The sequence below is a fragment of the Marinicauda sp. Alg238-R41 genome (genome assembly GCF_947331485.1).
Taxonomy (GTDB): domain Bacteria; phylum Pseudomonadota; class Alphaproteobacteria; order Caulobacterales; family Maricaulaceae; genus Marinicauda; species Marinicauda pacifica.
Map to the genome: position 1 here is coordinate 100,457 of NZ_CAMZOJ010000001.1, position 24,005 is coordinate 124,461.

Here is a 24,005-nt window from a genome sequence, read left to right on the forward strand (position 1 = left end):
GATGAAATCGCTTTCCGTAATGGCCGCCGCCACGATGGCCGGTCTCGTCTTCGCCGGCTCGGCCATGGCCGAGGACCACCAGATCGAGATGTACACGCGCGGGCCGGATGGCGGCTCGATGGTCTTCGTACCCAACTATCTCGAGGTCGCGCCCGGCGACACCGTGACCTTCGTGTCCACCCAGCCGACCCACAACGCACAGTCCATTCCCGGCATGCTGCCGGAGGGCGCCGAGCTGTTCACCGGCCGGATGAATCAGGACGTCTCGGTCACGCTGACCGAAGAAGGCGTCTACGGCGTGAAATGCCTGCCCCATTACGGCATGGGCATGGTCGCGCTGATCAAGGTCGGCGAGGGCGAACCGGCCAACCTTGAAGAAGCCTCGGGCGTGCGCCATCCCCCGCTCGCCCGCCGCACGCTCGAAGGCCTGCTGGCCCAGGCCGCCGCAGAGTAGCCTGGCGCGATCACAACCGCACAACGCAAAACGGCGCGCCTGGCAGGCGCGCCGTTTTTTGTCCGTCACTGGCCGATTGCAGTCTAGGCCGCGTCGGCGAGGCGCTTTCTCAGCTCGTTCATCATGGCTTCGTTGCCCGCGACGATATCGCCGGTTTCCATCACGTCGCCCGTCCCGGTGATCGATCCGGCATAGCCGCCCGCCTCGCGCACCATGACGATGCCCGCGGCAATGTCCCAGGGCTGCAGCGTGCGCTCCCAGAACCCGTCAAACCGGCCCGCCGCCGTCCAGGCCAGATCCAGCGATGCCGCGCCATAGCGCCGTATGCCGGCCGCGAACGGCATGATCTTGTGCAGTTCTTTCAGGAATTGCGCGTGGCCCTTCTTGCCGAAATAGGGCGTCCCGGTCGCGATCACGCATTCTTCCAGGTGGCGGCGCGAGGAAACGCGCAGGCGCCGGTCATTCATGTAGGCGCCGCGCCCTTTTTCGGCGTGGAACAGCTCGTCGGAGGCCGGGTTGTAGATCACGCCCGCGATCAGTTCGCCTTCACGCTCCAGCGCGATGGAGACTGCGAAATGGGGCTGGGCGTGCAGGAAGTTCAGCGTGCCGTCCAGCGGGTCGACGATCCAGCGATGGGTCTTGTCGCTGCCTTCGACCGCGCCGCGTTCTTCCATCAGGAAGCCATAGCCGGGCCGGGCCCGCGACAGCTCGTCGAAGATGATTTCCTCGGCTTTGAAGTCGGCCTTGGAGACGAAATCGGCCGGGCCTTTCTTCGAGACCTGCAGATTCTCGATCTCGTTGAAGTCGCGCGCCAGCCGGCGGCCCGCCTTGCGGGCCGCATCGGTCATCACCTGAATCAGTGCAGAAACCTGTCCCAAGACCCTAGTCCGCCCGTCGCACGTAGCTGCCGTCTTCGGTCGCGACGACGATGCGCTCGCCCACGCCCACGAAGGGCGGCACCTGGCTGCGCACATCGTTGGTCAGGATGGCCGGCTTGTAGGAATTGGCCGCGGTCTGGCCCTTCACCACCGGCTCGGTGTCGATGACTTCCATCTCCACGTGCTGGGGCAGGGAAAAGCCGATGGGGCGCTCTTCGTGAAATTCCAGCGTCACCATCATCCCGTCCGACAGGAAGGCGGCGCGCTCGGTGCCGACGAATTCCATCGGCAGGGCGATCTGCTCGTAGCTCTCGGTGTCCATGAAGGTCAGCATGTCGCCGTCGGAGAACAGGAATTGGTGATCCTTCTGCTCCAGGCGCACGCGCTCCACCTTGTCGGCGGACCGGAAACGCTCGTTCAGCTTGCGGCCGTCGATCAAATTCTTCAGCTCGACCTGGGCGAAGGCGCCGCCCTTGCCCGGCTTGACGTGATCGGTCTTGACCGCGACCCACAGGCCGCCATCGTGCTGGATCACATTGCCCGGTCTGATTTCGTTACCGTTGATCTTCATCGAAAATGTCGTCCTGGAATGGCGGGCGGAAGGAGGCGTGCCGGCCTGTCATGAAGCTCTCTCGCGCATGATGCGGGCGCGAGGGCCTGTGCGGCGCCCCTTTAACAGCACCGCCCCGGCGGGGCAAGGCAGATGGGCGGCGAACTAGAACTCGGCCGCCGTCAGGATCGCCTGTTCGCGCACCTGGGCGGCCACGGCCGGATCGAGCACGCGTTCCAGCGCCGCTTCCAGCTGCGCCCGGTCGCTGTCTTCGGCCAGGCTGCCCTGGCCGGGCTGGCCGGCCCGCAACACCCACAGATAGGCGTCGCGCCGGTTGACCGCCGAGCCTTCGCCGGTCGCCAGCGCATAGGCCAGCAGGAACTGGCTTTCCGCATCGCCGGCCCGGGCCCCCGCCTGCGCCCAGCTCACCGCGCGCGCCGGATCGGCCGGCACGCCCTCGCCCTGGAAATACAGCAGCGCCGTCTGGCCCATCGCGGCGGGAAGATTCATTTCGGCGGCCATCTCGACCAGTTCGGCGCCGTGCGCCTGGTCTTGCGCGCCCGCTTCGCCGGACAGGTAGAGCAGGCCGGCCTGAAGCGCGGCGTGGGGATCGCCGGCCAGTCCGCCGCGCTCGTACCAGTCGAGCGCCCGGGCCGGGTCGTGCGGGCCGTGCACCCATTGGTCGAGCGCGATCGCATATTCCGAATAGGCCTGCGCATAGCCGGACTCCGCCGACAGGCGCAGCCAGTCCAGCGTGTCCGCCGCGCGCGCCGGATCGCCGCTTTCCATCAGGTAGAGGCCGTATTCCAGTGCCGCGCGCGCATCCCCGGTCTGGGCCGCCCGGTCGAGATAATCGCCCGCCTGCCAGGCCGACAGGCCGCCGCGCTCGGCCTGGGCCAGGCGCGACAGGGCGATCAGCGCATCGGGTTCGCCGCGTTCGGCGGCGCGGGTGAACCAGCGCACCGCCGCCCGGTCGTCCGGCTCGCCGTCCAGCCCGTGCAGCTTGATATGACCGGCGAGCGTGGCGCCGCGCGCCTCGCCGGCGGCCGCCGCGCGTTCGGCATGCAACAGTGCGCCGGCATAATCGCCGACCAGATAGGCGCCCGACGCCTGGGCCATGGCGGCATTGGAGGTCGAGCGGCCCTCGACGGCGTCGCCGGCGCGATTGCGGTTGATTTCGTCGGCCAGGCTCGGCGGGAGTGACGGGTCGTCCTGGGCCAGCGCGCCGAAGGGCAGCGCTAGGAGGAGGCCAAGAGCTGCGAGAAGGCCTCGACCCCGGCCTGCGGTCCGTCCGGATAGGCCCAGACCCCGGAGGACACGGCGATATAGTCCGCGCCCGCCTCGATCAGAGGCCGGGCATTGTCCGGCGTGATACCGCCGATCGCGACACAGGGAATTTCGAATATCTCGCTCCACCATTCGAGGATCTCTATCGGCGCGGTGGCCTTGGGCTGCTTGGTCTGCGTCGGGTAAAAGGCTCCGAACGCGACGTAATCAGCCCCTTTTTCGCCCGCGTTCATGGCCAAATCGCGGCTATTGTGACACGTCACGCCGACGATCGCCTCCTTGCCCATCGTGGCGCGCGCCTCGGCGTAGGGCGTATCGGACAGGCCGACATGCACGCCATCGGCGCCGAACTCGCGGGCAAGGTCCGGGGAATCGTTCACGATGGCGGCGACACCGCGTGCCCTTGCGATCTCGATCAGGCGCGGCAGGAGGGTCCGCACCTCCGCCTCGCTGTGATCCTTCAGCCGGATCTGCAGGGCCGCGACCGGCCCGGCATCGAGCACGGACTCCAGCAGGGCGGGGAAGGCATCGTCGATGCGCGGCGGGGTCAGAAGATAGAGCTGGGCTTTCATGAGGGCGGAGTAGCGCAGGATCAGCCGCGGGGGAAGTGGTTGCTGGCGGCTAGGTCGCCGACTTCAGCTCTTGCAGGGCCTCATCAAGAAACTCATCATCGTGCCCGGTCGCCCAGACCACGGCATCGACCAGTTGATCCAGTTGGGCGGAACGCGACACATTCGTGGCACTCTCGCCCAATACGGCGCTGGAACCGGCTGGGGAATAAACCACGAGGGATTGTCTTCCGTTCGCATCCCGGACGGCTAGCTGCTTTGCTTCGACATTCACCGTGTAGGAGCGTCTCGGAAGGCTAGCCGAATATATTGCATCACCAAAGAAAGGCTGCGGCACCCAGCTAATGGACCCAGCCCTGGTTCGAGCTGTGAGCGTGGAGACAAGCTCGTCAACCTTTGACTGATCGCTGAGCATTTGCTGCAACCTTTCTCTTCGCGATCGAGAGGCATTCTGCCGTGTCGTGATCACAGCGGTCGATCATGGTTATTAGCTTAGCAGATGGGCCCGCCTTTGACATAGCTGCGGTGTTCATCGCTTCCATCGCAGAGGTGACCAGGCTGACGGCCTCTTGAAACGCTCTTTGCTCGTCATCGCTGAGATCAAGGTTGGCACGGGCCTCCATCAGCGCAAGACGGGCGTCTCGCAGTTCAGATCCGCACGCATGGTATTTCTGATCGAACGCGAATGACCGCGCCGATTTCAATGAACGAAGCGAGCCTTCAACGCCCGATCTCGCGTCAACGCCAGTAAGTGCCTCCAATACGGCTTTAGCGGCGGTCTCAGCCGCTACCGTCGCGGTCGCGATACGACGAAGCTGGTGAATAGCGATGATGAGCCCTCCCACGCCGAGGAGAGTAGCCAAGATTGTTGTCGCATCAGCGAAGTCGGAAACCCAATCTGGCATCTGCGAATGTTATCGCGGACAGACAACTATAAGCAAGAAGAATTCACCAACGAGGCGAGTTGCCCAGTCGCTCGCCAGCCCGCCTACACCGCCGGATCGCCGAGGATGAAGTCGAACCCGCCATGGATCCTGCCTTGACCGTCGAACGGCATGGGAGTTTCGGCCATGTTCAAGGCCCGCTCGACTGAATGCCCATGGCCCATATCGCTCCGATGAAGCCGCCCTTGACCCGGGGCAGAAGGAGCAGGACCCCGACCATGAGGACGGCAGCAGACATCGCGATGAGCACGATTTGCGGCACGCCGCTGAAGGCCAGAAACAGCGCGGCCGGCACGACGACCGGGCCGAGCAGCAGGATCGTCAACCAGGATGGGCCGTCCTCGGCCCGGATGGCCGACAGGTCCTCTCCACAGCTTGCGCAGGTCGCGACCGGTTTAAGGTATCCGGTGAACAGGCGGCCTTTGCCACAGGCCGGGCAACGATGGCGCACGCCGCGCCAGATAGCCCGGCCGGTCGGACGCGCCGGCGGAGTGGAAAGCGGGTTTGTCATTACGGGAGGTTCCAGAATGGAGCTGATGACCCTTGCTTCCCGTCTCGGAAGCAAGTTGAAATATCTGAACTGATGTTTTAAACATCTATTATCATGCCTAGGATACATAGATGATCACTGGACCTCAAGTCCGCGCGGCGCGTGCGCTCCTCGGCATCGACCAGAAGACTCTGGCCGAACTTGCAGGACTGTCCGTGCCGACGATCCAGCGCATGGAAGCCAGCCACGCCAATGTGCGCGGTGTCGTCGACAGCCTGACCAGGGTCGTGGCGGCGCTCGAACTCGCCGGTGTCGAACTCATCGCGGACGGCGCTGCCAGCACGGCAGGCGGACGCGGCGTACGGCTGAAGACACCCCCACCCGGACCCTGATCCCTCAACCCCCGCGACGGCGACCGCCGACGACATGCCGACGATCCCGCCGCAACCTTTCCAAGGTGCGGCCACACATGAAAGACCAGACCCCAGGACAGAGCGGCGCTCCTCGCTTCGCCGAGCTCTTCACCCCGAAACTCGTCACCGTCCTGCGCGAAGGTTACGGCCTGGCCCAGTTGCGCGCGGACGCCATGGCCGGATTGACGGTCGCCATCATCGCGTTGCCGCTCTCCATGGCCATCGCGATTGCGTCAGGCGCCACTCCGGCGCAGGGCCTCTACACCGCCATCGTGGGCGGATTTCTCGTCTCCATGCTCGGCGGCTCGCGCTTCCAGGTCGGCGGTCCGGCCGGCGCCTTCATCGTTCTGGTGGCCAGCACCGTGGCGCTCCACGGAATGGACGGGCTGATCCTCGCGACGCTGCTGTCGGGGCTGATGCTGGCCGCTCTCGGCTTCCTGCGGCTCGGCGTCTTCATAAAGTTCATTCCCTTTCCGGTGACCATCGGGTTCACGGCAGGCATTGCGGTGATCATCTTCGCCAGTCAGATCAGGGCGCTGTTCGGGCTGGCGCTGGAGCCTGAGCCAGGCGAGCTTCTGGAGAAGCTTCCCGCCTTGTGGGCGGTCCGCGAGAGCGTCACGCCAGCTGCGGTCCTCCTGTCCGCCGCGACAATTGCGATCATCCTTGGCTTGCGCCGCTGGCGTCCGTACTGGCCGGGCATGCTGATCGCGATCGGACTGGCTGCGTCGGGCGCCGCCCTCCTGGGGCTGCCCGTCGAGACGATCGGCACCAGGTACGGCGGCATCCCGTCCTCGCTGCCGGTGCCCAGCCTGCCGGACCTGTCGATGGACAAGGTCGTGGCGGTGCTGCCGGCCGCGATCTCCTTCACCCTGCTCGGCTCGATCGAGTCCCTGCTGTCGGCGGTCGTCGCCGACGGCATGACCGGGCGGCGCCACCGGTCCAATTGCGAGCTGGTCGCGCAGGGCGCGGCCAATATCGGATCGGCCCTGTTCGGGGGTTTCTGCGTGACGGGGACGATCGCGCGCACCGCGACCAACGTGCGGGCCGGGGCGCACGGCCCGGTCGCGGGGATGCTCCATGCCCTGTTCCTGCTTGCATTCATGCTCGTTGCCGCGCCTCTGGCGTCCTACATTCCGCTGGCGGCGCTGGCCGGCGTTCTGGCCGTGGTCGCCTGGAACATGATCGAGAAGCCGGCCATTGCGATCCTCGTGCGCTCCGGCTGGGGCGAGGCGACGGTGCTGGGCGCCACCTTTTTCCTGACCGTCTTCCGCGATCTGACCGAGGCTATTGTCGTCGGCGTGGCCCTTGGTTCGGTTCTTTTCATCCACCGCATGAGCCGCACGACACAGATCGCCACCAACACGGCCTTCGTGGGTCGCGACGAGGCCGACACGGCCCATGAGCGCAGCGATTATCGCGAAGATCAGGCCGCAAACCCGGATACCGTCATCTACCGCATCAACGGAGCGCTGTTCTTCGGCGCAGCGGCCTCCATAGGCTCGGTTCTCGACCGCATCCAGGACGGCCACAAAGTTCTGATCGTCGACTTCTCGGCGGTGCCTTTCCTGGATTCGACCGGGGCCAACATGATCGAGGGCCTGGCTCGCAAGGCGCGCAAACGCGGCGTCACGCTCTGGCTCACGGGGACAACCCGCGACATCCGGCGCACCTTGCTCACCCATGGACTGAAGCGGCCCTGGGCCTATTACAGAACGAACATCGACGCCGCTCTAGCGGCAGGCCGCGCCATCGAATAACCAGCCCCCTCTTTCCTGACGAAAGTCAGGACCCAGGAGAGGACGGGGCGCCAACGCCCAGCGATCCCTGGGTCCCAGCTTTCGCTGGGAGGGAGACTGGGACGTATATCGGGGCCTTGGGGGCAGATACGAAGCCGGCATCCGGTGACACCGCCCCACGCTCTCTGGATCCCGGATCAAGTCCGGGATGACGCTTTTAGGGGCTTGAAATATCTCAACCTTCGTCATTCCGGGCGAGCAAAGCGAGACCCGGAACCCAGAGAGGACAGGGCGCGGACATAGAAAAAGCTGAAACCCCGGCCGAGCGAAGCGAGAGCCGGGGCCTCTCGTCAGCAAACTCACCGCGAAGACGAACTCGCTCTTACCCCGCCGGATCGCCGAGGATGGGTTCGAACCCGCCATAGATCATGCGCTGACCATCGAACGGCATCTTCATGTCGGCCATCGCCGGGTCGTTCATCATCTTTTGCCAGGCCTCGTCGCGTACCGACTTGGAGGGCCAGACCACCCAGGAGAAGACCACGCTCTCGTCCGGCTTTCGCATGACGGCGGTATGCAGGGAGTTGGTCTTGCCTTCGGGCACATCGTCACCCCAGCATTCGACGACCGAAAGCGCGCCGTATTTTTTAAAGACCGGCTCGGCCTCTGCGGCATGCTTGCGATAGGCGTCCTTGTTGGCGGTCGGCACCGCCGCGATAAATCCGTCTACATACGCCATGATCCTGTCCTCCTTGGTGTGTTGATCACGCTGTCCTGCCCGCCACTTCCAAGGCGGCGGCAGCTCACGACGCCACTTTCCCGGCGCGCCCGGCAATCTCGCGCGCGAGCGTTTCGAGTTGATCGGCGGCAAGGCCCCAGCCTTGGTGAAAGCCCATCGCGTCGTGACGCTCGCGCGCCTCGACCGACCAGTGACGCACGCTGGCACGATACAGCGTGCCGCCGCCGGGCGCGTCGGTGAAGGTGACGCTTGCGGCCATGAAGGGCGCGCCTGAGCCGGGCTGCCAGTCGCCGACGAAGGCGTCGGTGAAGACCAGGCGATGGCCGGGCTCGACCTCCACGAACTGACCGCGATTGGGGACCGTCTCGCCGTCCGGCCCGTTCATCACCGTGTCAAAGCGCCCGCCCGGCCTGGGGTCGATCTTTGCGTCCGTCACCCGCCAGGGTTTGGGGCAGAACCATTGCTCCAGCAGGTCGGCCTCGATCCAGCAACGCCAGACGGCAGCGCGTGGGGCGTCGAGATGGCGCTCAAGCACCAGCTCGGTTTCGCTAATGGCGTCATTCATTTCGGTTCTCCTGTCCGGTTAAAAACCTGTTCGAGATAGCGGCGCAGATGAGCGAGGGTCTCGCGCGCCGGGCCGGCATGGCCCGCGCCCTTGGCGAGGATGAAGCCACCCTGCAGCACGGCCTGCGTATGTAGAGCCAGGCTCTGCGCGCTCGGTGCGTCTGGCGCCCCATAGAGCGCGAGCGCTTCGGCGAAGTCGGCTTCCAGCGTGCTTGCGTGGCCGGTCACGCAGGCATAGGCCGCATCGCGGATCGCCGGGGCGCTCTCATGGACTTCCTGGATCATCGTGCCGGCAAAGCAGGTGAATTCCGGCACCGTGCCGGCCAGCAGCGCATCGCGGAAATCGAGATAGGCGAAGATGCGGTCCAGCGCGTCGTCCGGGTCGTGATAGGGCGCGGTCTCGAACAGCGCCCCCGTCGTCTCGCCCCAGTGCGCCGCCGCCGCGACCGCCAGATCGTCCTTGCTGGCAAAATGGTGAAAGAAGGCGCCCTTGGTCGCGCCCGCCTCGGCGCACAGCGCGTCGACCGTGGTGGCCGCATAGCCGGTCTCGCGGATCAGCTTCAGCGCCGCATCGAGCAGGCGCTCGCGGGCATTGGGCCGGCGGCTTGCCGGAACGGACGGGCAGCCGGGTGCCTGACCGGAGGCAGACGAAAGCGGAGAGGGTGAAGCACTCTTGCTCATGACGATCTGAAAAACCCGATACTCTGAAAAACCCCGGCAGTCTGAAATCCCGGCCGACCGAAGCGAGAGCCGGGGTCTCTGGAAAATCAGTCTCCAGAAGGTCCCGGGCCTCGCCCGCAGCTCGCCCGGGATTTCAGGGCGTGTGATCTGCCTCAACCCCGGGCGGCCCGCGACGCTCGCGCGGCTTGATACTCGAACATACCGACTGGTCGGTATGTTTGCAACCGAAATTCGACCGGCGGCCCGAAAATTATCCCCGCCGCATTATCCCCGCCGCCTGGCCCTCTCCGGCGCCCGACTTATCCCCGCTTCGAGCGAGCCCCTCAGGGCGGCCTTATCCCCGCTTCGGGCACGAAGAAGCCGGCGACCCCTCTCGGGATCGCCGGCTCATGTCGTTTAGTGGCCGGGTCGTGTCGCAGCGCAGGGCGGTAATCGCAACATAGCGGCGTTCAAACGCCCTGCCTGCATGGAGGCTGTGTCAGGGTAGGCGCAGGCTATGCGCCCGTCTTCTCCAGCTCGGGCGACCACTCGCCGAGCGCGGCGAGACCATTCATCCGGGCGCGGTGATTGAAGGCTTTCTGGCCGGCCTCGACGTCATTGCCGCCCCAGGCCTTGAGCGGCGCTCCCTGCAGCGCGCGCCCGTAGGAGAAGGTCATCGGCCAGGGCAGGTCGAAGCCGGAGGTCATCGCGTTGAGGTGCGCGGTCGCGTCCTCGTCGCTTTGCCCGCCCGACAGGAAGGCGATGCCCGGCACCGCGGCTGGGACCGCATTCTTCAGACATTGTATAGTCATTTCAGCGACTTCATCGCGGCTCGCCTGTTCCGGACAGGTGCTGCCGGAGATCACCATGTTCGGCTTCAGAATGGTGCCTTCCAGCATGATGCCCTGCTCGAACAGCTCTTCGTAGAGGCGCTTCAGGGTGAACTCGGTCACCTCGTAGCAGCGCTCGATATCGTGGCTTCCATCCATGATGACTTCGGGCTCCACGATCGGCACGATATTGGCTTCCTGGCACAGCGCCGCATAGCGTGCGAGCGCATGGACATTGGTGTTTATGCAATACGGGCTCGGGATGAGGTCGTCGTCCTCGCCGCCGATATTGATCACCGCCCGCCATTTGGCGAACCGCGCACCGAGCTTGTAATATTCGGCCAGACGGCCACGCAGCCCGTCGAGGCCCTCGGTGATCATCTCGCCCGGCGAGCCGGCCAGGTCCTTGGCACCGGCATCCACCTTGATGCCCGGCACCGCGCCGGCGTCCTCGATCAGCTTGACCAGCGCCGTCCCGTCCTTGCCCAGCTGGCGGATCGTTTCGTCATACAGGATGACGCCGGAGACATGGTCGCTCATGGCCGGCTCGGTGCGGAACAGCATCTCGCGCCAGTCGCGGCGATTGTCTTCGGTGTTCTCGATATTGATCGATTTGAAGCGTTTGCCGATCGTGCCGGTGCTTTCGTCGGCGGCCAGAATGCCCTTGCCCGGGGCCATCATGCGAAGCGCGGTTTCGTAGAGCTGGTCGATATCCATTCAGTCCCCCAACAAGGTCAAAATCTCAAGCATAAAAGGCCGGTCGCGTCGATCGTCAGGCACGTTCAGTCTTCTTTCAGGACCGCCACGCCAGGCAGTGTCTTGCCTTCCAGCCATTCCAGAAAGGCCCCGCCGGCCGTCGACACGAAGGTGAAGTCTTCGGCCACGCCAGCGTGATTGAGCGCCGCGACCGTATCGCCGCCGCCGGCGACGGCCACCAGATTGTGGTTGCGCGCGCGCCCGGCCGCGAAGTTCGCCGCTTCGACCGTGGCCGTATCGAAGGGCGGCGTTTCGAACGCGCCCAGCGGCCCGTTCCAGACCAAAGTGCGGGCGGCCGCGATGGCGTCGGCCAGCCGGTCGACCGTGTCGGGACCGCAATCGAGCATCATCTCGTCAGACTTGATATCGTCGACCTGGGCCACGCGCCGTTCGGCGTGCGCCTTGAATTCCTTGGTCACAACCCCGTCCACCGGCAGCAGGATGTCGCAATCGGACTGGCCCGCAATGTCCAGAATCTCGCGCGCCGTCGTCAACAGATCGGCCTCGTGCAGCGATGCGCCGACATCATGGCCCTTGGCCGCCAGGAAGGTGTTGGCCATCGCCCCGCCGACAAAGAGCCGGTCAACTTTCGAGACCAGATTCTTCAGCAAATCCAGCTTGGTGGAGACTTTAGCGCCGCCCACGACCGCGAGCAGCGGGCGCGTCGGCGCTTCCAGGGCCGCGGTCAGATGGTCGATTTCGCGCTCCATCGCCTTGCCCGCATAGGCAGGAAGGTGATGAGCCACGCCCTCGGTGGAGGCGTGCGCGCGATGGGCCGCGGAGAAGGCGTCGTTCACGTAGAGATCGGCCAGGCCCGCCAGTCTGGCCGCAAACTCGGGATCGTTGGCCTCTTCGCCCGCGTGAAAGCGGGTATTCTCCAGAAGCAGGACGTCGCCGGTCTGAAGTGCTTTGGCGGCCCGCTCCGCGCTTTCGCCGACACAGTCTTCGGCAAACAAGACCTTGGTCGCGAGCAGCTCGCTGAGCGGGGCCAGGACCGGACGCAAGCTCATTTCCGGCTCGCGCGCACCCTTGGGCCGGCCGAAATGGGCGGCCAGGATGACTTTTGCGCCATGCGACCGCAGCCACGCGATCGTGGGCAGCGCCGCCTTCAGCCGGGTATCGTCGGTGACCTGGCCTTCGCGCATGGGCACGTTGAAATCGACGCGCACCAGCACACGCTTCCCGTCAACCTCGGCGTCTTCGATTCGGCGCAACATGGCAGGTCCCTTTGTCAGGCAGCAGGGTCGGACGGGTCTAGAGCGTGCGCCCCATGGCGACCGTAGTGTCGATCATCCGGCAGGCGAAGCCCCATTCATTGTCATACCACGTCATGACGCGCGCCAGCCTGCCATCGACAACATTCGTCTTGTCGATGGCCACGATCGAGGAACGCGCATCGTGATTATAGTCGATCGAGACCAGCGGGATCTCGTCAAAGCCGAGCACTCCCTTCATGGCGCCTTCAGCCGCCGCCTTGATCGCGGCGTTGATTTCCTCCGCCGTGGTCTCGCGCGACGGGGTGAAGACCAGGTCGATCAGCGAGACGTTCGGGGTCGGGACGCGGACCGAAGCGCCGTCCAGCTTGCCCTTCAGCTCGGGCAGGACTTCGCCGACGGCCTTGGCCGCACCGGTGGTGGTCGGGATTATCGACATCGCCGCGGCACGGGCGCGGTGCAGATCCTTGTGGTTGCGGTCCAGCGTGGGCTGGTCGCCGGTATAGGCGTGGATCGTGGTCATGTGGCCGCGCTCGATGCCGATCGCGTCGTTGAGCACCTTCGCGACCGGCGCCAGACCGTTGGTCGTACACGAGGCATTGGACACGATGACATCGTCGGCCGTCAGGGATTCGTGGTTCACACCGAAGACGATGGTCTTGTCGGCATTCTTGGCCGGGGCCGAGCACAGCACGCGCTTTGCACCGCTGGCGATATGGGCCATCGCGGCGTCCTTGGAATTGAACTTGCCGGTGCATTCCAGAACGATGTCGATCCCCAGATCCTTCCAGGGCAGCTGGGAAGGATCGCGGTTGGAGACCTTCTGAATCCGGCCGAAACCGGCATCGAACCAGTCCGGCCCGGTCTCGATCTCGCCGGGATAGCGGCCATGCACGCTGTCGTATTTGAGCAGGTGGGCGTTGGTTTCCGACGTTGCGGAATCGTTGATCGCCACGACTTCGACTTCTTCCCAGCGCTTGTGCTCGAGCACCGCGCGCAGCGCCAGACGACCGATCCGGCCAAACCCGTTGATCGCAACACGAAGGGCCATGAACCCGCTCCTTTGATGGTGTGAAACGCAACGGGACGATGACCCGCGCGCACGGCATTTCCCAGTTGCGCGGCGGTTTAGCCGCTTCCGGTTGCGAGGTCCATAGCCCGCGCCACCCTCAGCCCGCCACGCCGTACCAGGCTAAGCTTCCAGACGGGTCTTGAGTCTCTGCATGAACTCCATGCAGGCGTCGATCTGGGAGAGTTCGATGAATTCGTCGCCCTGGTGGGCCTGCTCGATCGACCCGGGTCCGCATACCACGACCGACAGGCCGGCATCCTGGAACTGGCCCGCCTCGGTCCCGTAGGCGACCGTTCGCGGAGAATTGTCGCCGGTCAGGGCGCGCGCGAGCTCTTCAGCCGGTCCGTTTTCTTCGGGGCGCAGCGGCGGCACGTTCGATCTCGGGCTGACCACGATACGCGAATCCGGTGCGGCCTTCTTCATGCGGGCTTCGACCTCGGCAGCCTTCTGGCGCAGGCGTTCGCCGAGCGCCGGTCCGTCATCCCAGGGCGCAGGCCGCATCAGCCAGGCGAACCAGGCGTGCCGGGCCAGGATGTTCACCGCCGTGCCGCCCCCCATCTGGCCGATGGTCAGCGTGCCGTAAGGCGGGTTGAACGGGCTGTCGGCAGGCGCAGCCTGCTTCATCGTTTCAGCTTCCTGGGTCAGGAAATGCATCAGCTCGACCGCATGGGTGACCGCGCACGCGCCGTCATTGACCAGGCTGGAATGAGCTTCCTTGCCATGGACTTCGACCCGCATGGAGAACAGGCCCTTATGGCCCGTCACCACCCGCATGTCGGTGGGCTCGCCCACGATCACGAGAGCCGGGCGCGGTTGTCCGGCGACCATCTTCTCGATCATCGCCGGAGCGCCGAGGCAGCCGACTTCCTCGTCGTAGGAAAAGGCGAAATGAACCGGTCGCTTCAGATCGGCCTTGGCCAGTTCCGGCGCGGCCGCGAGCGCGCAGGCGATAAAGCCCTTCATGTCGCACGTGCCGCGCCCGTAGAGCCGCCCGTCGCGCTCGTCGACCGCGAACGGATCGCTGGTCCAGTCCTGCCCATCGACGGGCACGACGTCAGTGTGGCCGGACAGGACCACACCGCCGTCCACATCCGGCCCGAGGATGGCGTGGAGGTTCGCCTTGCTGCCGTCGGCGCTAGCGGTGCGTTCGATGCGCGCGCCGAGCCCGCTCAGATACGCTTCCACCCAGTCGATCAGGACAAGGTTGGAATTACGGGACGTCGTGTCGAAACCGACAAGCGTCTCGAGTATGGCGCGCGCGTCGCTCGGGCTCATTCGTTACCGTCGCCCGCCCCGGCATCTCCCTCGGCCTCGTCGGCGGCATCTTCGGGCGTCTCGGGCTGGGCCTCTTCCACCGGCAGGTCCAGTAGTTCGAGGCGGAACATCAGGGCCTGGTTCGGGCCGATCGGTCCACCGGGCGTGCCCCGTTCGCCATAGGCGAGCTCGGCGGGGATGAAGAGTGTCCAGGCTTCGCCCACGCGCATCAGCGGCAGAGCCTCGACCCAGCCCTGGATCAGGCGGTCGGACGGGAAGGTCGCCGGTTCGTTGCGCGCATAGGAGCTGTCGAAGACCTGGCCGTCCATCAACTGGCCTTCATAGTGGACCGTCACCCGGTCCCCGCTGGCCGGGCTCGGAGCGGAATCATCGCCGACCGCCCGGTCGATGCGCAGGGACAGGCCCGACTGAAGTGTCACGACACAGGTCTGCGCGCGCGCCGCCTCCATGAAGGCCTGCGACATGGTGCTGTTGAAGACGAGCGGATCGCCCAGCGCCGTCAGCCCCTCGACCGAGAATTCGAACTCGCCCGGCTCGCCACCCTCGCAGGCGCGGGCCTCGGCCAGCACCTCGCGGGTTTCTGTATCGGCGGCGGGAGCCCCGGCGCGCGCTTCCGCGTCGCTCTGGCCCTCATCGGACGCGCCGCCGCCGCAGGCGGCCAGGACGAGGAATGACGAAGCAAGAAGAAAACGGGTCACGGGCCAATCCTTATGACAAACAATGGGTATTGGCCGGGCTCTGACCCGGCCGGGTGTTGCGGCGCACTCTAGCAGGCCGTTTCAGCCAGTCGAGCCCGCCTGCCGGCGCGCTACCGGCCTGCACCTTCGGGGCGGTCGCCTGCGCTCTCGCCGGAGCGGGGCAGGATGGTCACGCGGAAGGCGCGGTCCGGCTGCAGATACCGGGCTGCCGCCTCGGCGATCTCGTCGGCGCCGATCGTGCGGTAGTCTTCCATCATGGAGCGAATCTCGTCGAGACGGTCGGGCTCGCGCTGGGCCCGAGACAGCACACGCAGCCACCAAGGATTGGTTTCCCGCGCCTCTTCGATGCTTTCCAGGATGGGCTGGCGCGCCCGCAGCATCTCGTCTTCGCTGATATCGCCCGCGGCCAGTTCGGCAGCCAGCTCATCGGCGATCTCGTACATGCGGTCAATCTCGCGCGATTCCACGTCGAGACCGACCCACAGATAGCCGTAGTCTTCGAACACATCCGATTGTGTGCTCGACACGATGGCCGAATACGTCGCCCCTTCCTGCTCGCGGAAGCGATCCGTCGCCTTCAGGTCGTAGACTGCGCGCATCAAGGTCAGCACCCGGGCGCGTCGAATGTCCATCCCGTCATCGGTCGGCCAGTACACGTTGGCCATGGCCTGGTAGTCCTGTCCGTTGAAGCGGACAACTTCAGGCGTTTCAGTGGCTGCCGGGAACTCGACATCGCGATTCTCGTCATAGGCGGGCCAATCGCTCTCGCGTTCGGGGAGCGCCCCGAAGGTCCGTGCGATCACGGAAACGACTTCTTCGGTCGTGATGTCACCAACCACGGTGATCTCGACCGGGGCGCTTTCAAGCGCCGGCAAGAGGAATTCGCGACCCGCCTCCATCGAAAAGCCGGCAATCTCGCTTTCCGTCGGGAAGCCCCAGCGCGGATCGCCGCTGCGCAGCATGCGCGCGACGCGGTTGGTGGCCACCTGGACCGCCTGGGCATTCATGCCACGCCGGATTTCCTCGGCGATGGCGCGGAACTGGTTCAGCCCGTCGGCACGCCAGCCGGGCGCGGTCATGAAGGCGGTCATCACCTGCATCTGCAGTTCAAAATCGGTTGGCGTGGTTGTCTCGGAAAACACGAAGCTGTCCTCGGAAACATTCAGCCCGTAGCCGACCGAGCGCCCCGCCAGGATGCGCTGGAGCTCGTCGCGGCTGTGGGCTTCCAGCCCGGCCCCGCCGAACACCGCCCCTAGAATGGTTCCCGCCGCCGGGACAGGCTGCGGTGTCAGATCCCCGGCGCCGAACTCGACTCGAACGCGGATCGCATTGTCTTCAAAATCGGTCGTCTTCACGTTCAGCCGGACGCCGTTATCAAAGACCAGCTGGTCGACGCCCAGATCCTCGATCCGGTCGCGCGACACAACCTCGCCTGGCTCGCCGAATTCGGTATAGGCGAACGCCATGTCGCCTGTCTCGGCCGGCGGTTCGACTTCGGTGCCGGCACTCGCCTGCCACGCCTGACGCACGGTCTCTTCAGGGGCATCGACCTCCTGGTTGGCAGCGACGTAGACTTGTGGCGGCGATTGGGTCCAGACCTCGCGGAATGCCGCCTCGACCGCCTCGACCGTGATATCGCCGCGATAGGTCTCGAACCATTGCAGATCATAGGCCGGGGTCGTGAAAACGTCGCCCGACTGCCAAGCCTGCCAGAAAGAATCAGCCAGGCTGGCGCTGTCACGCGTGCCAGCCTGCTCGGCGGAATCCCGCAAGGCCGTGTGCAGATTGGCCATCTGCTCGTTGAGCTCGGCCTGCGTGAAGCCGTGCTCCAGCGCCCGGCGCAGTTCCTGTTCGACGACGCCCAGGCCCTCCGCCCAGTTCTCGGGTGAGGAGACCGCGAGAAGATTGGCCCGCCGCGCCAGGTCGAAATCGCTCGTATAGGACAGATTGGCCTGGACCAGCGGGGAGTTGCCCGAATTGATGAGGCTCTGGAGCCGGCGCTGGACAATCGCGTTGCCCAGCCGGACGCGCAGCGCCCGCTGCCTGTTGGCGATGGTGTCGACATCGCCCGCCCCCGGCTCGATCACGTCCACACTGATCAAGGTGAACACTTCCGGGTCGTAGAAATAGCCGAATGAGGCGTCGGTGACGGGAGGCACGATCCCGATGTCGGGATCTCCGCGAGCGTCGTCGGGCTGCTCCCAGCTGGCAAAACTCGCGACATGGTCGACGTCCAGACCTGGTACCGAATAGTCGAACCCATCGCGAATCTTCGCCTCGATCGCATCCGGGTCGACATCCCCCGCGACGACCAGGAGGGCGCGCTCCGGCGTGTAGTAGTTGTCGTAATAGTCGGCGAACGCCTCGGCCTGCGCGTTCTCGATCACATCGGTCGTGCCGATCGCGTCGCGCTCGGCAATCAGCGTCTCGGGATAGAGAAATTCGTAGTAGGCATTGAAGAAGCGCCGCACCGGCGTGTTGCGAAAGCGCTCCTCGCTCAACACGATGCCGCGCTCGCGATCGATCGCTTCGGGATCGAACGTCATCTCCGATGCCGTCTCGCGCAACAGGAACAGCCCGGTCTCGACGATCTGGTCGTCCGTGCTGGGGAGCGCGAGCTGATAGCCGACCACGTCCCGCCCGGTGAAGGCATTGGTATCCGGCCCGAAGGCCAGCCCGTACCGCTCGAGCAGCGGGACCATCTCGCCTTCAGGCACATTCGTCGTGCCGTTGAAGGCCATATGTTCGATGAAGTGAGCCAGACCGCGCTGGTGATCGGCTTCGGCCAGCGACCCGGCATCGAAGATCAGGCGCAGCGCCGCTGCGTCGGTCGGCGTATCGTTGACCAGAATGGCGTAACGCATGCCGTTGTCGAGCACGCCGTACCGGACGTCGTCGTCGGCCGGCAGGTCGCTTGCCTCATGCGGCCAGTCCGCGGCTTCGAAGGCCGCCCGCAGCGCCTCGTCCTGCTCGGCCTCGGGCGATCGGGTCTCGGTCTGCGCATCCGGCGTGTCCGATTGGTCGGGACCGCAGGCCTGCAAGAGGAGCCCGAAAGCGAGAACGAGGAAGAGCGAGAACCTGGACGCCGACGTCATGATGGGAGGCGGGCCTTTCCTGATAGAACCGTGTTGCGGTGCGAAGGTAAGCCAGACACGCCTGCCTGCAAGTGAATTCCCGGTCAGACAGCACGTGCGCCGTGCGGCTCGTCGGATGCCGGATCGTGTTCGGCAACCCAGTGCCCGGGTGCGACCTCGATCAGTTCCGGCCGGTACTGTTCCGCGGTCTCGTCGTCGATCAGCTTCGACTTCATGAAGATCAGCGGGGCGCGGCTATCCATCGGGCTGGGCAGGTCGCCGGTCAGCCTGATGCGCTCGCGGCTCTTTTCGATCTCCGGATCCGGGATGGGCACCGCCGAGATCAGGGCCCGGGTGTAGGGATGGCGCGCATCTTCGTAGATCGCCTTGCGGTCCGCCAGTTCAACCACCCGTCCCAGGTAGAGCACCATCACGCGATGCGAAATCTCGCGAACGACAGACAGGTCGTGAGAGATGAAGATCAGCGAGAGGCCGAACTCTTTCTGCAGGTCGATCAAGAGGTGGATGATCTGAGCCTGGATCGACACATCAAGGGCCGACACCGCTTCATCGCAAATGACCAGCTTCGGCCTCAGGATCATGGCGCGGGCGATTCCGACACGCTGGTTCTGCCCGCCGGACAATTCGTGCGGATAGCGATTGATCATGTTCGGATCGAGCCCCACGCGCTCCATCATCGCCTTGATCTCGCGCTCGCGTTCCACCCGGCCCATAAGCTTGCGGAAGGTCAGGAGCGGTTCGCCGATCGAGGCGCCGATCGTCATGCGCGGATCGAGCGAGGCGAGCGGGTCCTGGAAGACGATCTGAAGGTCTTCGCGAGCCTCGCGCATCTTCTCCTTCGGCAACGACAGCAAGTCCTTGCCGATCCAGCTGACCTGTCCGGCACTTGCCGGCACCAGCCGCAGGACAGCCCGGGCCAGTGTCGATTTCCCGCACCCGGACTCGCCGACCACGCCCAGCGTCTCGCCGGGACGCAGATCGAAACTGACCCCATCCACAGCCTTGAGCGGACGGGTCTTGGGAAATAGCCCGCCACCCACGGTCACCGGGTACCAGACCTTCACATCCCGCGCCGTCAGCACGGGCGTCTTGTCCCGAATTGCCTCATAGGGCTCCGGCGTGGGTTGACCGGGCTTGTCGGGCTGGTCGATACGCGGCATCGCGTCCAGCAGCATGCGTGTGTATTCATGTGCCGGCGCGTTGAAGATCGCATCGACGCTCCCGGTTTCCACATACGCCCCTTGTTCCATGACCTGCACCCGGTCTGCCATGCGGGCCACCACGCCCATGTCGTGCGTGATGAGCGCAATTGCCGCGCCGGTCTCGGCCTTAAGTTCGTCCATGATATCGAGCACCTGGGACTGGACCGTCACGTCCAGCGCGGTGGTCGGCTCGTCGGCGATCAGCAGGTCGGGTTCGCACAACATGGCCATCGCGATCATGATACGCTGACGCATGCCGCCCGAGAGCTCGTGGGGATACTGGTTCATCCGGCGGCGGGCTTCGGGGATGCGAACACGTTCAAGCCAGTCGATGCAGCGCTGTTCGGCAGCTGCGCCCGTGAGATTCATGTGAACGTCCAGAACCTCCTTGAGCTGCTGGCCCACCTTCATGTGGGGCGTCAGCGATGTCAGCGGGTCCTGGAAGATCATGGTCATGGACTTGCCGCGCACTTGATTCAGCTTGCGCGGGGGCAGGTTGAGAATTTCTTCGCCCCGGTAGCGGACCGAGCCCTGCACTCTGCCATTCGACGCCAGAAGCCCCATCGCCGCGAGAAAAGTCTGACTTTTGCCCGATCCGGACTCTCCGACCACGGCAAGACATTCGCCGGGCTGAATTTCGAGATCAATGCCGCGGACGGCGTGAACGTCACCGTCGGGCGTGCCGAAACGGATATTGAGGTCGCGGACCTGCAGGATGGGGGACTTGGCATCACTCAAGTTCAGCGTCTCCTTGATCGGGCGCCCGGCGCGCGGCCGCGCAGCATAATTACTGGCCCGATGAAGACCAGACCATCGGGCAGTCCACCCGCTGGTAACCATTCGCGCCTAGCCTTCCTGCTTGGAGAAGCAGAAGGGCAAACGGCATGACCGAGATGTCGCGCAGCGTCATCTTCGAGGCGTTTGACGCCTTTCCTCAGGCCTGCGCCGTTGTCGACGCCGACCTGCGCATCCTGCAAACCAATCCTGCGCTCTGCAGCCTTGCCGGCCGGAGCGCGAAGGCACTCACCGGTCTCGGCTTCAATACCTTGCTTGCGGATCGGCTCGACATTGGTCTTGTCCGCTCGAGCCTGTCCACCGGCAGTCCCCTCTCCGGATTGTCCTGCCTGATCTCGCGATCAGATGGCGCGCCAGCACCCGTCACGCTTGACGTACGACTATTGCCGTCCTCGCCTGACTGTCGGCTGCTGGTCGTGACACCGAGGGCTTCGCCGGCGTCCCCGACGCAAGAGGCCCACGGCTTGAGTGGCACATACCGGCTCGATCTCGCCCATCGCCAGGCTCGCGTCTCTCCGGCGCTCGAACACTTTCTCACAGGCCGGGCACGAGACGGGAGGATCTCTGTCGAGGCGTGGCTGAAGGCGATCCACGCGACCGACCGTGCCCGCATCAAGGATCGCCTCAGGGCGGTGTCCGGGCACCGGCTGGACGTACATGCCTTCGAGTGCAGGATGCGTCGGCACGATGGTGCCTGGCGCCAGATGCGCCATCAGTTTCGCGTTCTCACCCACGGGCGCCGCGGCCAGCCCCTGGCGTTTAGCGGTATCGTTCATGACGCGACGCGGACGGCGGCAACCGGTCCTGAGACCGATCCCCGCCTTCGCCTGGCCTGTCAGGCCGCCGATCTGTGTGCCTGGAGCTATGATTTCGAGGCCGACGAGGGCCACTCCACAGGAAGGCTTCATACCGGCCAGGAAGGACCGTTCTGTTATTCCGATTGGCGTAGCCGCGTGCACCCCGATGACCGCAGCCGGGTCAGTGCGGCGTTTCTCGCCCTTCAGTTCGGCGCCACCATGGAAGAGCGCTATCGCATTCGGGACGAAACCGGCAGCGAACAGACCCATGTCTGTTATGCGGAGCCATGCGACAGTGCCGGGCAGGCCTATGGCTTCACCCGCCTGGCTGAGTCCGCGTCCGCAGAGGCCGTCGCGAGCACGCCGGAAATCAATACCGTCGATCAGGCCGCGGCGCGTTCCATGCGGGTCGCGTCGATAACGGCCTGGACCCGCGACATGACCAGCGACCGCATGACGATCAGCGGCCCTTTGTGCGAGCGCCTCGATCTTGATCAGGTCGATGGCAGCTTTTCTTTCTCGAAATGGAAAGACTGCGTGCATCCAGACGACTGGCCGCGCCTGGTTGACCTGTGCCGCAGCAACTTTGAGACAGCGCCCAACGGGGAGATCAACTATCGCATCCGCGACAAGAACCAGCAGTATATTCACGTACGTGCGAGGGGCGGAGTCAGCGAGCAAACCCCTGACGGGCAGGTCCTGACCCTGGCCGGGGTGCTGAGCGAAACGGACGAGGTCGAACACCTGCGCGAGCAACTTGCTGTCACCGAGCGCGCCCGCGCGGAGGCGGCGGCGGCGGCCAACATTACGGCGTGGTTCCATGAAATCGCGACCGGACGGTTGACACTCGAAGGTCCGTTATGTCCCGCGATCGAGCTCGCTGAGGCCTTCAGTGACGGCGGAACGCGTCTCGTGCTGGATGCGGAAGACTGGCGTTCGGCCATTCACGAGGACGATCTTCATGGCCTCCTGTCCGGGCTCGGCCGCCTTGCGCCGGATCACCAGGAGGACTTCGAGGTCCGGATCAGGACCCGCGATGGCGACTATCGCTGGATCAACCTGCGCGGCGGAGTCTCGCAGGTCGGCCCGGACGGCGCCCCTACCCGGCTCTCGGGATTCATAACCGACATTACCGAGCGGCGCGTACTGGAGAAGGACCTGGCGCTCGAGAAGGCGCGACTGGATTCAATCTACCAGCAGACACCCGCGTTGCTCCACACAATGGACAAGCATGGCAACACCTTGATGGTGAACCGTCATTGGGTGGCCCGCCTCGGCTATCGCGAGGACGAGGTTATTGGCCGCCCCGGCCTGATCGTGGTCCATCCCGACGACCGTGAGCGGGTTGCAAGGACGCTGTTGCCGCAAACCCTCGAGAAAGGCGAGCTGGTTCGCGAGCCTGTCCGTCTTGTCACGAGCCAGGGGGAGGTGCTGGAGACACGGATTTCCGCTTTTGCCGAATACGATCTCTCCGGCACGCCGCGCGCCGCCCATGCAGTGTTCGAGGATCTCACCGACATTCAGGCCGCGCGCAAGGAACTCGAGGCGCGCGCGGAAGAACTCGAGCGGACAAACCGGGAGCTCAATCGCTTTGCCACTGTCGCCTCCCACGACCTGCAGGAGCCCCTGCGCAAGATCGCCGCGTTCTCCGGCCTTCTGCGACGGCGCTATCAGGACCGGCTGGACGAGGACGGGCTGAGCAGTCTGGATTTCCTGGTCGATGCTGCGGGCCGCATGCGAACGCTCATCGACGACCTTCTGGGCTATTCACGCGCCTCAAGCCGCCCCCTGAAGACATCACGCATCGAACTGGAATCCGTGGTCGAAGCGCTGCTCAAAGAGCTGGGCGTCCTGATCGAGGAGACCGGGGCCATCATCGAGATCGACGCTCTGCCGGCGGTTTACGGTGACACAACGCTCCTGCGCCTCCTGTTTCAGAATCTGATCACAAACGCGATCAAGTATCGCGGCCAGGATGCGCCTTATATCCGGATCGGTTCTGTCCGCGCCGGCGATAGCTGGCGAATTCATGTGATGGACAACGGAATCGGGATCGAGGGAAAGTTCTTCAACAAGATTTTCGACCCTTTCCAGCGCCTCCACGCGCGCGGCGACTACGAAGGTACCGGGATTGGCCTCGCAATCTGCCAACAGGCGGCCGAGCGCCACGGTGGACGCATCTGGGTGGACTCCGCACCGGGCCGGGGAAGCAGCTTCTACTTCACGTTACCTACCGGGACCGCTGAAGACGTGCCTGACTAGGCGGCGCGGCCCTTCGAACGTTGAACGAGGATCGACCGTCTGACCCGGATGACGAGCAGGACGAGCCCGGCCAGGACGGTCGCCAGCGCCAGTCCAGCCATCGAAATAAGAAGCGGGTGATTGAAGTTTTCCCGCTCCCTGTAGTCCATCACGTGAAGCATCCAGAAGAAGTCGAAAACTCGCCAGCGGTCATTCCGGCGCGCCGTCACCTCTCCACTGTCCGGCGAGATGTAGAGACGCGTGCCTTCCCCGTCGTCAAACTCGGCGCGCCAGGCCGGACCCGACCGCCGATACTCCCAGGTCGGGGTCTCGAAATAGGTCAGTGATTTTACAGGCGCGACACCGGCATAGTTGGCTTGCGCCGTTTGTCTTGCCGCCGCCTCGTCCAACGGGGAAAGACGAGCGCCCGATTGCGCATCGACCATGACGACGCCGCGCGGGGTCTGGAATCGGTAGACCGGGCGCTCGTTCCAATAACCGAGCACGGCGCCGCGCACCGTACTCACTCCCGCCTCCCGGGCCGCGGATCCGGGGGCAAGAAGCGTATCCAGCGCGAGTGGTTCGGTCCGAGCCGCCGGGATGGTGTGTTCGCTGCGTACTGCCTCGATGGGCAGCAGACTCATCACGAAACCGCCAAGGACCCAGAGCAGGATCTGCAGCCCGACAATCAGCGCGAGCCATTTGTGAATGCGCACCGCCCAGCGCGTGACAGCAATCATGTCCGA

22 protein-coding genes are annotated in these 24,005 nt (G+C 65.0%); 4 read left to right on the top strand and 18 right to left on the bottom strand.

The genetic code is table 11. The features are described 5' to 3' along the window. Window position 1: 1 nt before the first annotated feature. Window positions 2-454: a pseudoazurin gene (locus PGP17_RS00500; RefSeq protein ID WP_270373704.1), complete on the top strand. Its 453-nt coding sequence runs from the start codon at window positions 2-4 to the stop codon at window positions 452-454. Between the two features lie 83 nt (window positions 455-537). On the opposite strand, the gene PGP17_RS00505 is transcribed toward PGP17_RS00500, so the two are convergent. The 7 genes from PGP17_RS00505 to PGP17_RS00535 all read right to left on the bottom strand — a co-directional run bounded on the left by PGP17_RS00505 (window position 538) and on the right by PGP17_RS00535 (window position 5,193). Next, window positions 538-1,332, bottom strand: a complete 795-nt coding sequence (locus tag PGP17_RS00505; protein WP_371872227.1) for an inositol monophosphatase family protein — start codon at window positions 1,330-1,332, stop codon at window positions 538-540. Between the two features lie 4 nt (window positions 1,333-1,336). Then, entirely contained in the window at window positions 1,337-1,903 is a 567-nt protein-coding gene (gene efp, locus PGP17_RS00510; protein WP_135944756.1) for an elongation factor P, read from the bottom strand. Between the two features lie 144 nt (window positions 1,904-2,047). Further along, entirely contained in the window at window positions 2,048-3,001 is a 954-nt protein-coding gene (locus tag PGP17_RS00515; RefSeq protein WP_270373705.1) for a tetratricopeptide repeat protein, read from the bottom strand. 119 nt (window positions 3,002-3,120) lie between these two features. Then, window positions 3,121-3,741 (bottom strand): thiamine phosphate synthase, encoded by a 621-nt coding sequence (thiE, locus tag PGP17_RS00520; protein ID WP_270373706.1) that lies wholly within the window; start codon window positions 3,739-3,741, stop codon window positions 3,121-3,123. Between the two features lie 49 nt (window positions 3,742-3,790). After that, the gene (locus PGP17_RS00525) at window positions 3,791-3,955 is read right to left on the bottom strand and encodes a hypothetical protein (protein WP_270373707.1); all 165 of its coding nucleotides are present in this window, start codon (window positions 3,953-3,955) and stop codon (window positions 3,791-3,793) included. 172 nt (window positions 3,956-4,127) lie between these two features. Beyond that, a complete protein-coding gene (locus PGP17_RS00530) occupies window positions 4,128-4,643 on the bottom strand; it encodes a hypothetical protein (RefSeq protein WP_270373708.1) in 516 nt (171 codons plus the stop codon). Window positions 4,644-4,812: 169 nt separating this feature from the next. Further along, window positions 4,813-5,193, bottom strand: a complete 381-nt coding sequence (locus PGP17_RS00535) for a DUF983 domain-containing protein (RefSeq protein WP_270373709.1) — start codon at window positions 5,191-5,193, stop codon at window positions 4,813-4,815. Between the two features lie 110 nt (window positions 5,194-5,303). Between PGP17_RS00535 and PGP17_RS00540 the strand changes: the two genes are divergently transcribed. Further along, the gene (locus PGP17_RS00540; protein WP_135944764.1) at window positions 5,304-5,564 is read left to right on the top strand and encodes a helix-turn-helix domain-containing protein; all 261 of its coding nucleotides are present in this window, start codon (window positions 5,304-5,306) and stop codon (window positions 5,562-5,564) included. Window positions 5,565-5,641: 77 nt separating this feature from the next. Further along, complete coding sequence (locus PGP17_RS00545; RefSeq protein ID WP_270373710.1) at window positions 5,642-7,342, top strand: SulP family inorganic anion transporter; 1,701 nt, start codon at window positions 5,642-5,644, stop codon at window positions 7,340-7,342. A 361-nt stretch (window positions 7,343-7,703) separates the two neighbouring features. Here PGP17_RS00545 and PGP17_RS00550 read toward each other — a convergent pair whose 3' ends face one another. From PGP17_RS00550 to PGP17_RS00595, 10 genes are all read right to left on the bottom strand, one after another. Beyond that, on the bottom strand, window positions 7,704-8,060 hold the full coding sequence (locus PGP17_RS00550) for a DUF1428 domain-containing protein (protein ID WP_270373711.1): 357 nt from the start codon (window positions 8,058-8,060) through the stop codon (window positions 7,704-7,706). 64 nt (window positions 8,061-8,124) lie between these two features. After that, complete coding sequence (locus PGP17_RS00555; protein ID WP_270373712.1) at window positions 8,125-8,625, bottom strand: SRPBCC family protein; 501 nt, start codon at window positions 8,623-8,625, stop codon at window positions 8,125-8,127. Further along, on the bottom strand, window positions 8,622-9,305 hold the full coding sequence (locus tag PGP17_RS00560; protein WP_270373713.1) for a TetR/AcrR family transcriptional regulator: 684 nt from the start codon (window positions 9,303-9,305) through the stop codon (window positions 8,622-8,624). The genes PGP17_RS00555 and PGP17_RS00560 overlap by 4 nt, the downstream gene beginning before the upstream one ends. 494 nt (window positions 9,306-9,799) lie before the next feature. Further along, a complete protein-coding gene (locus tag PGP17_RS00565; protein ID WP_270373714.1) occupies window positions 9,800-10,831 on the bottom strand; it encodes a class I fructose-bisphosphate aldolase in 1,032 nt (343 codons plus the stop codon). Between the two features lie 65 nt (window positions 10,832-10,896). Next, window positions 10,897-12,087, bottom strand: a complete 1,191-nt coding sequence (locus PGP17_RS00570; RefSeq protein ID WP_270373715.1) for a phosphoglycerate kinase — start codon at window positions 12,085-12,087, stop codon at window positions 10,897-10,899. A gap of 37 nt (window positions 12,088-12,124) precedes the next feature. Next, on the bottom strand, window positions 12,125-13,135 hold the full coding sequence (gene gap / locus PGP17_RS00575; RefSeq protein ID WP_270373716.1) for a type I glyceraldehyde-3-phosphate dehydrogenase: 1,011 nt from the start codon (window positions 13,133-13,135) through the stop codon (window positions 12,125-12,127). 141 nt (window positions 13,136-13,276) lie between these two features. Next, a complete protein-coding gene (gene argE, locus PGP17_RS00580; RefSeq protein WP_135944774.1) occupies window positions 13,277-14,431 on the bottom strand; it encodes an acetylornithine deacetylase in 1,155 nt (384 codons plus the stop codon). Next, a complete protein-coding gene (locus PGP17_RS00585) occupies window positions 14,428-15,129 on the bottom strand; it encodes an FKBP-type peptidyl-prolyl cis-trans isomerase (protein ID WP_270373717.1) in 702 nt (233 codons plus the stop codon). Before PGP17_RS00585 ends, argE begins: the two co-directional genes overlap by 4 nt. Before the next feature lie 110 nt (window positions 15,130-15,239). Then, on the bottom strand, window positions 15,240-18,224 hold the full coding sequence (locus tag PGP17_RS00590) for a M16 family metallopeptidase (RefSeq protein WP_270373718.1): 2,985 nt from the start codon (window positions 18,222-18,224) through the stop codon (window positions 15,240-15,242). Window positions 18,225-18,307: 83 nt separating this feature from the next. Next, window positions 18,308-20,164: an ABC transporter ATP-binding protein gene (locus PGP17_RS00595; RefSeq protein WP_270373719.1), complete on the bottom strand. Its 1,857-nt coding sequence runs from the start codon at window positions 20,162-20,164 to the stop codon at window positions 18,308-18,310. A gap of 146 nt (window positions 20,165-20,310) precedes the next feature. On the opposite strand from PGP17_RS00595, the gene PGP17_RS00600 reads away from it, so the two are divergent. Next, on the top strand, window positions 20,311-23,280 hold the full coding sequence (locus tag PGP17_RS00600) for a PAS domain-containing protein (protein ID WP_270373720.1): 2,970 nt from the start codon (window positions 20,311-20,313) through the stop codon (window positions 23,278-23,280). Here PGP17_RS00600 and PGP17_RS00605 read toward each other — a convergent pair. Beyond that, entirely contained in the window at window positions 23,277-23,999 is a 723-nt protein-coding gene (locus PGP17_RS00605) for a PepSY domain-containing protein (protein ID WP_270373721.1), read from the bottom strand. The genes PGP17_RS00600 and PGP17_RS00605 overlap by 4 nt on opposite strands. Between the last annotated feature and the right edge of the window lie 6 nt (window positions 24,000-24,005).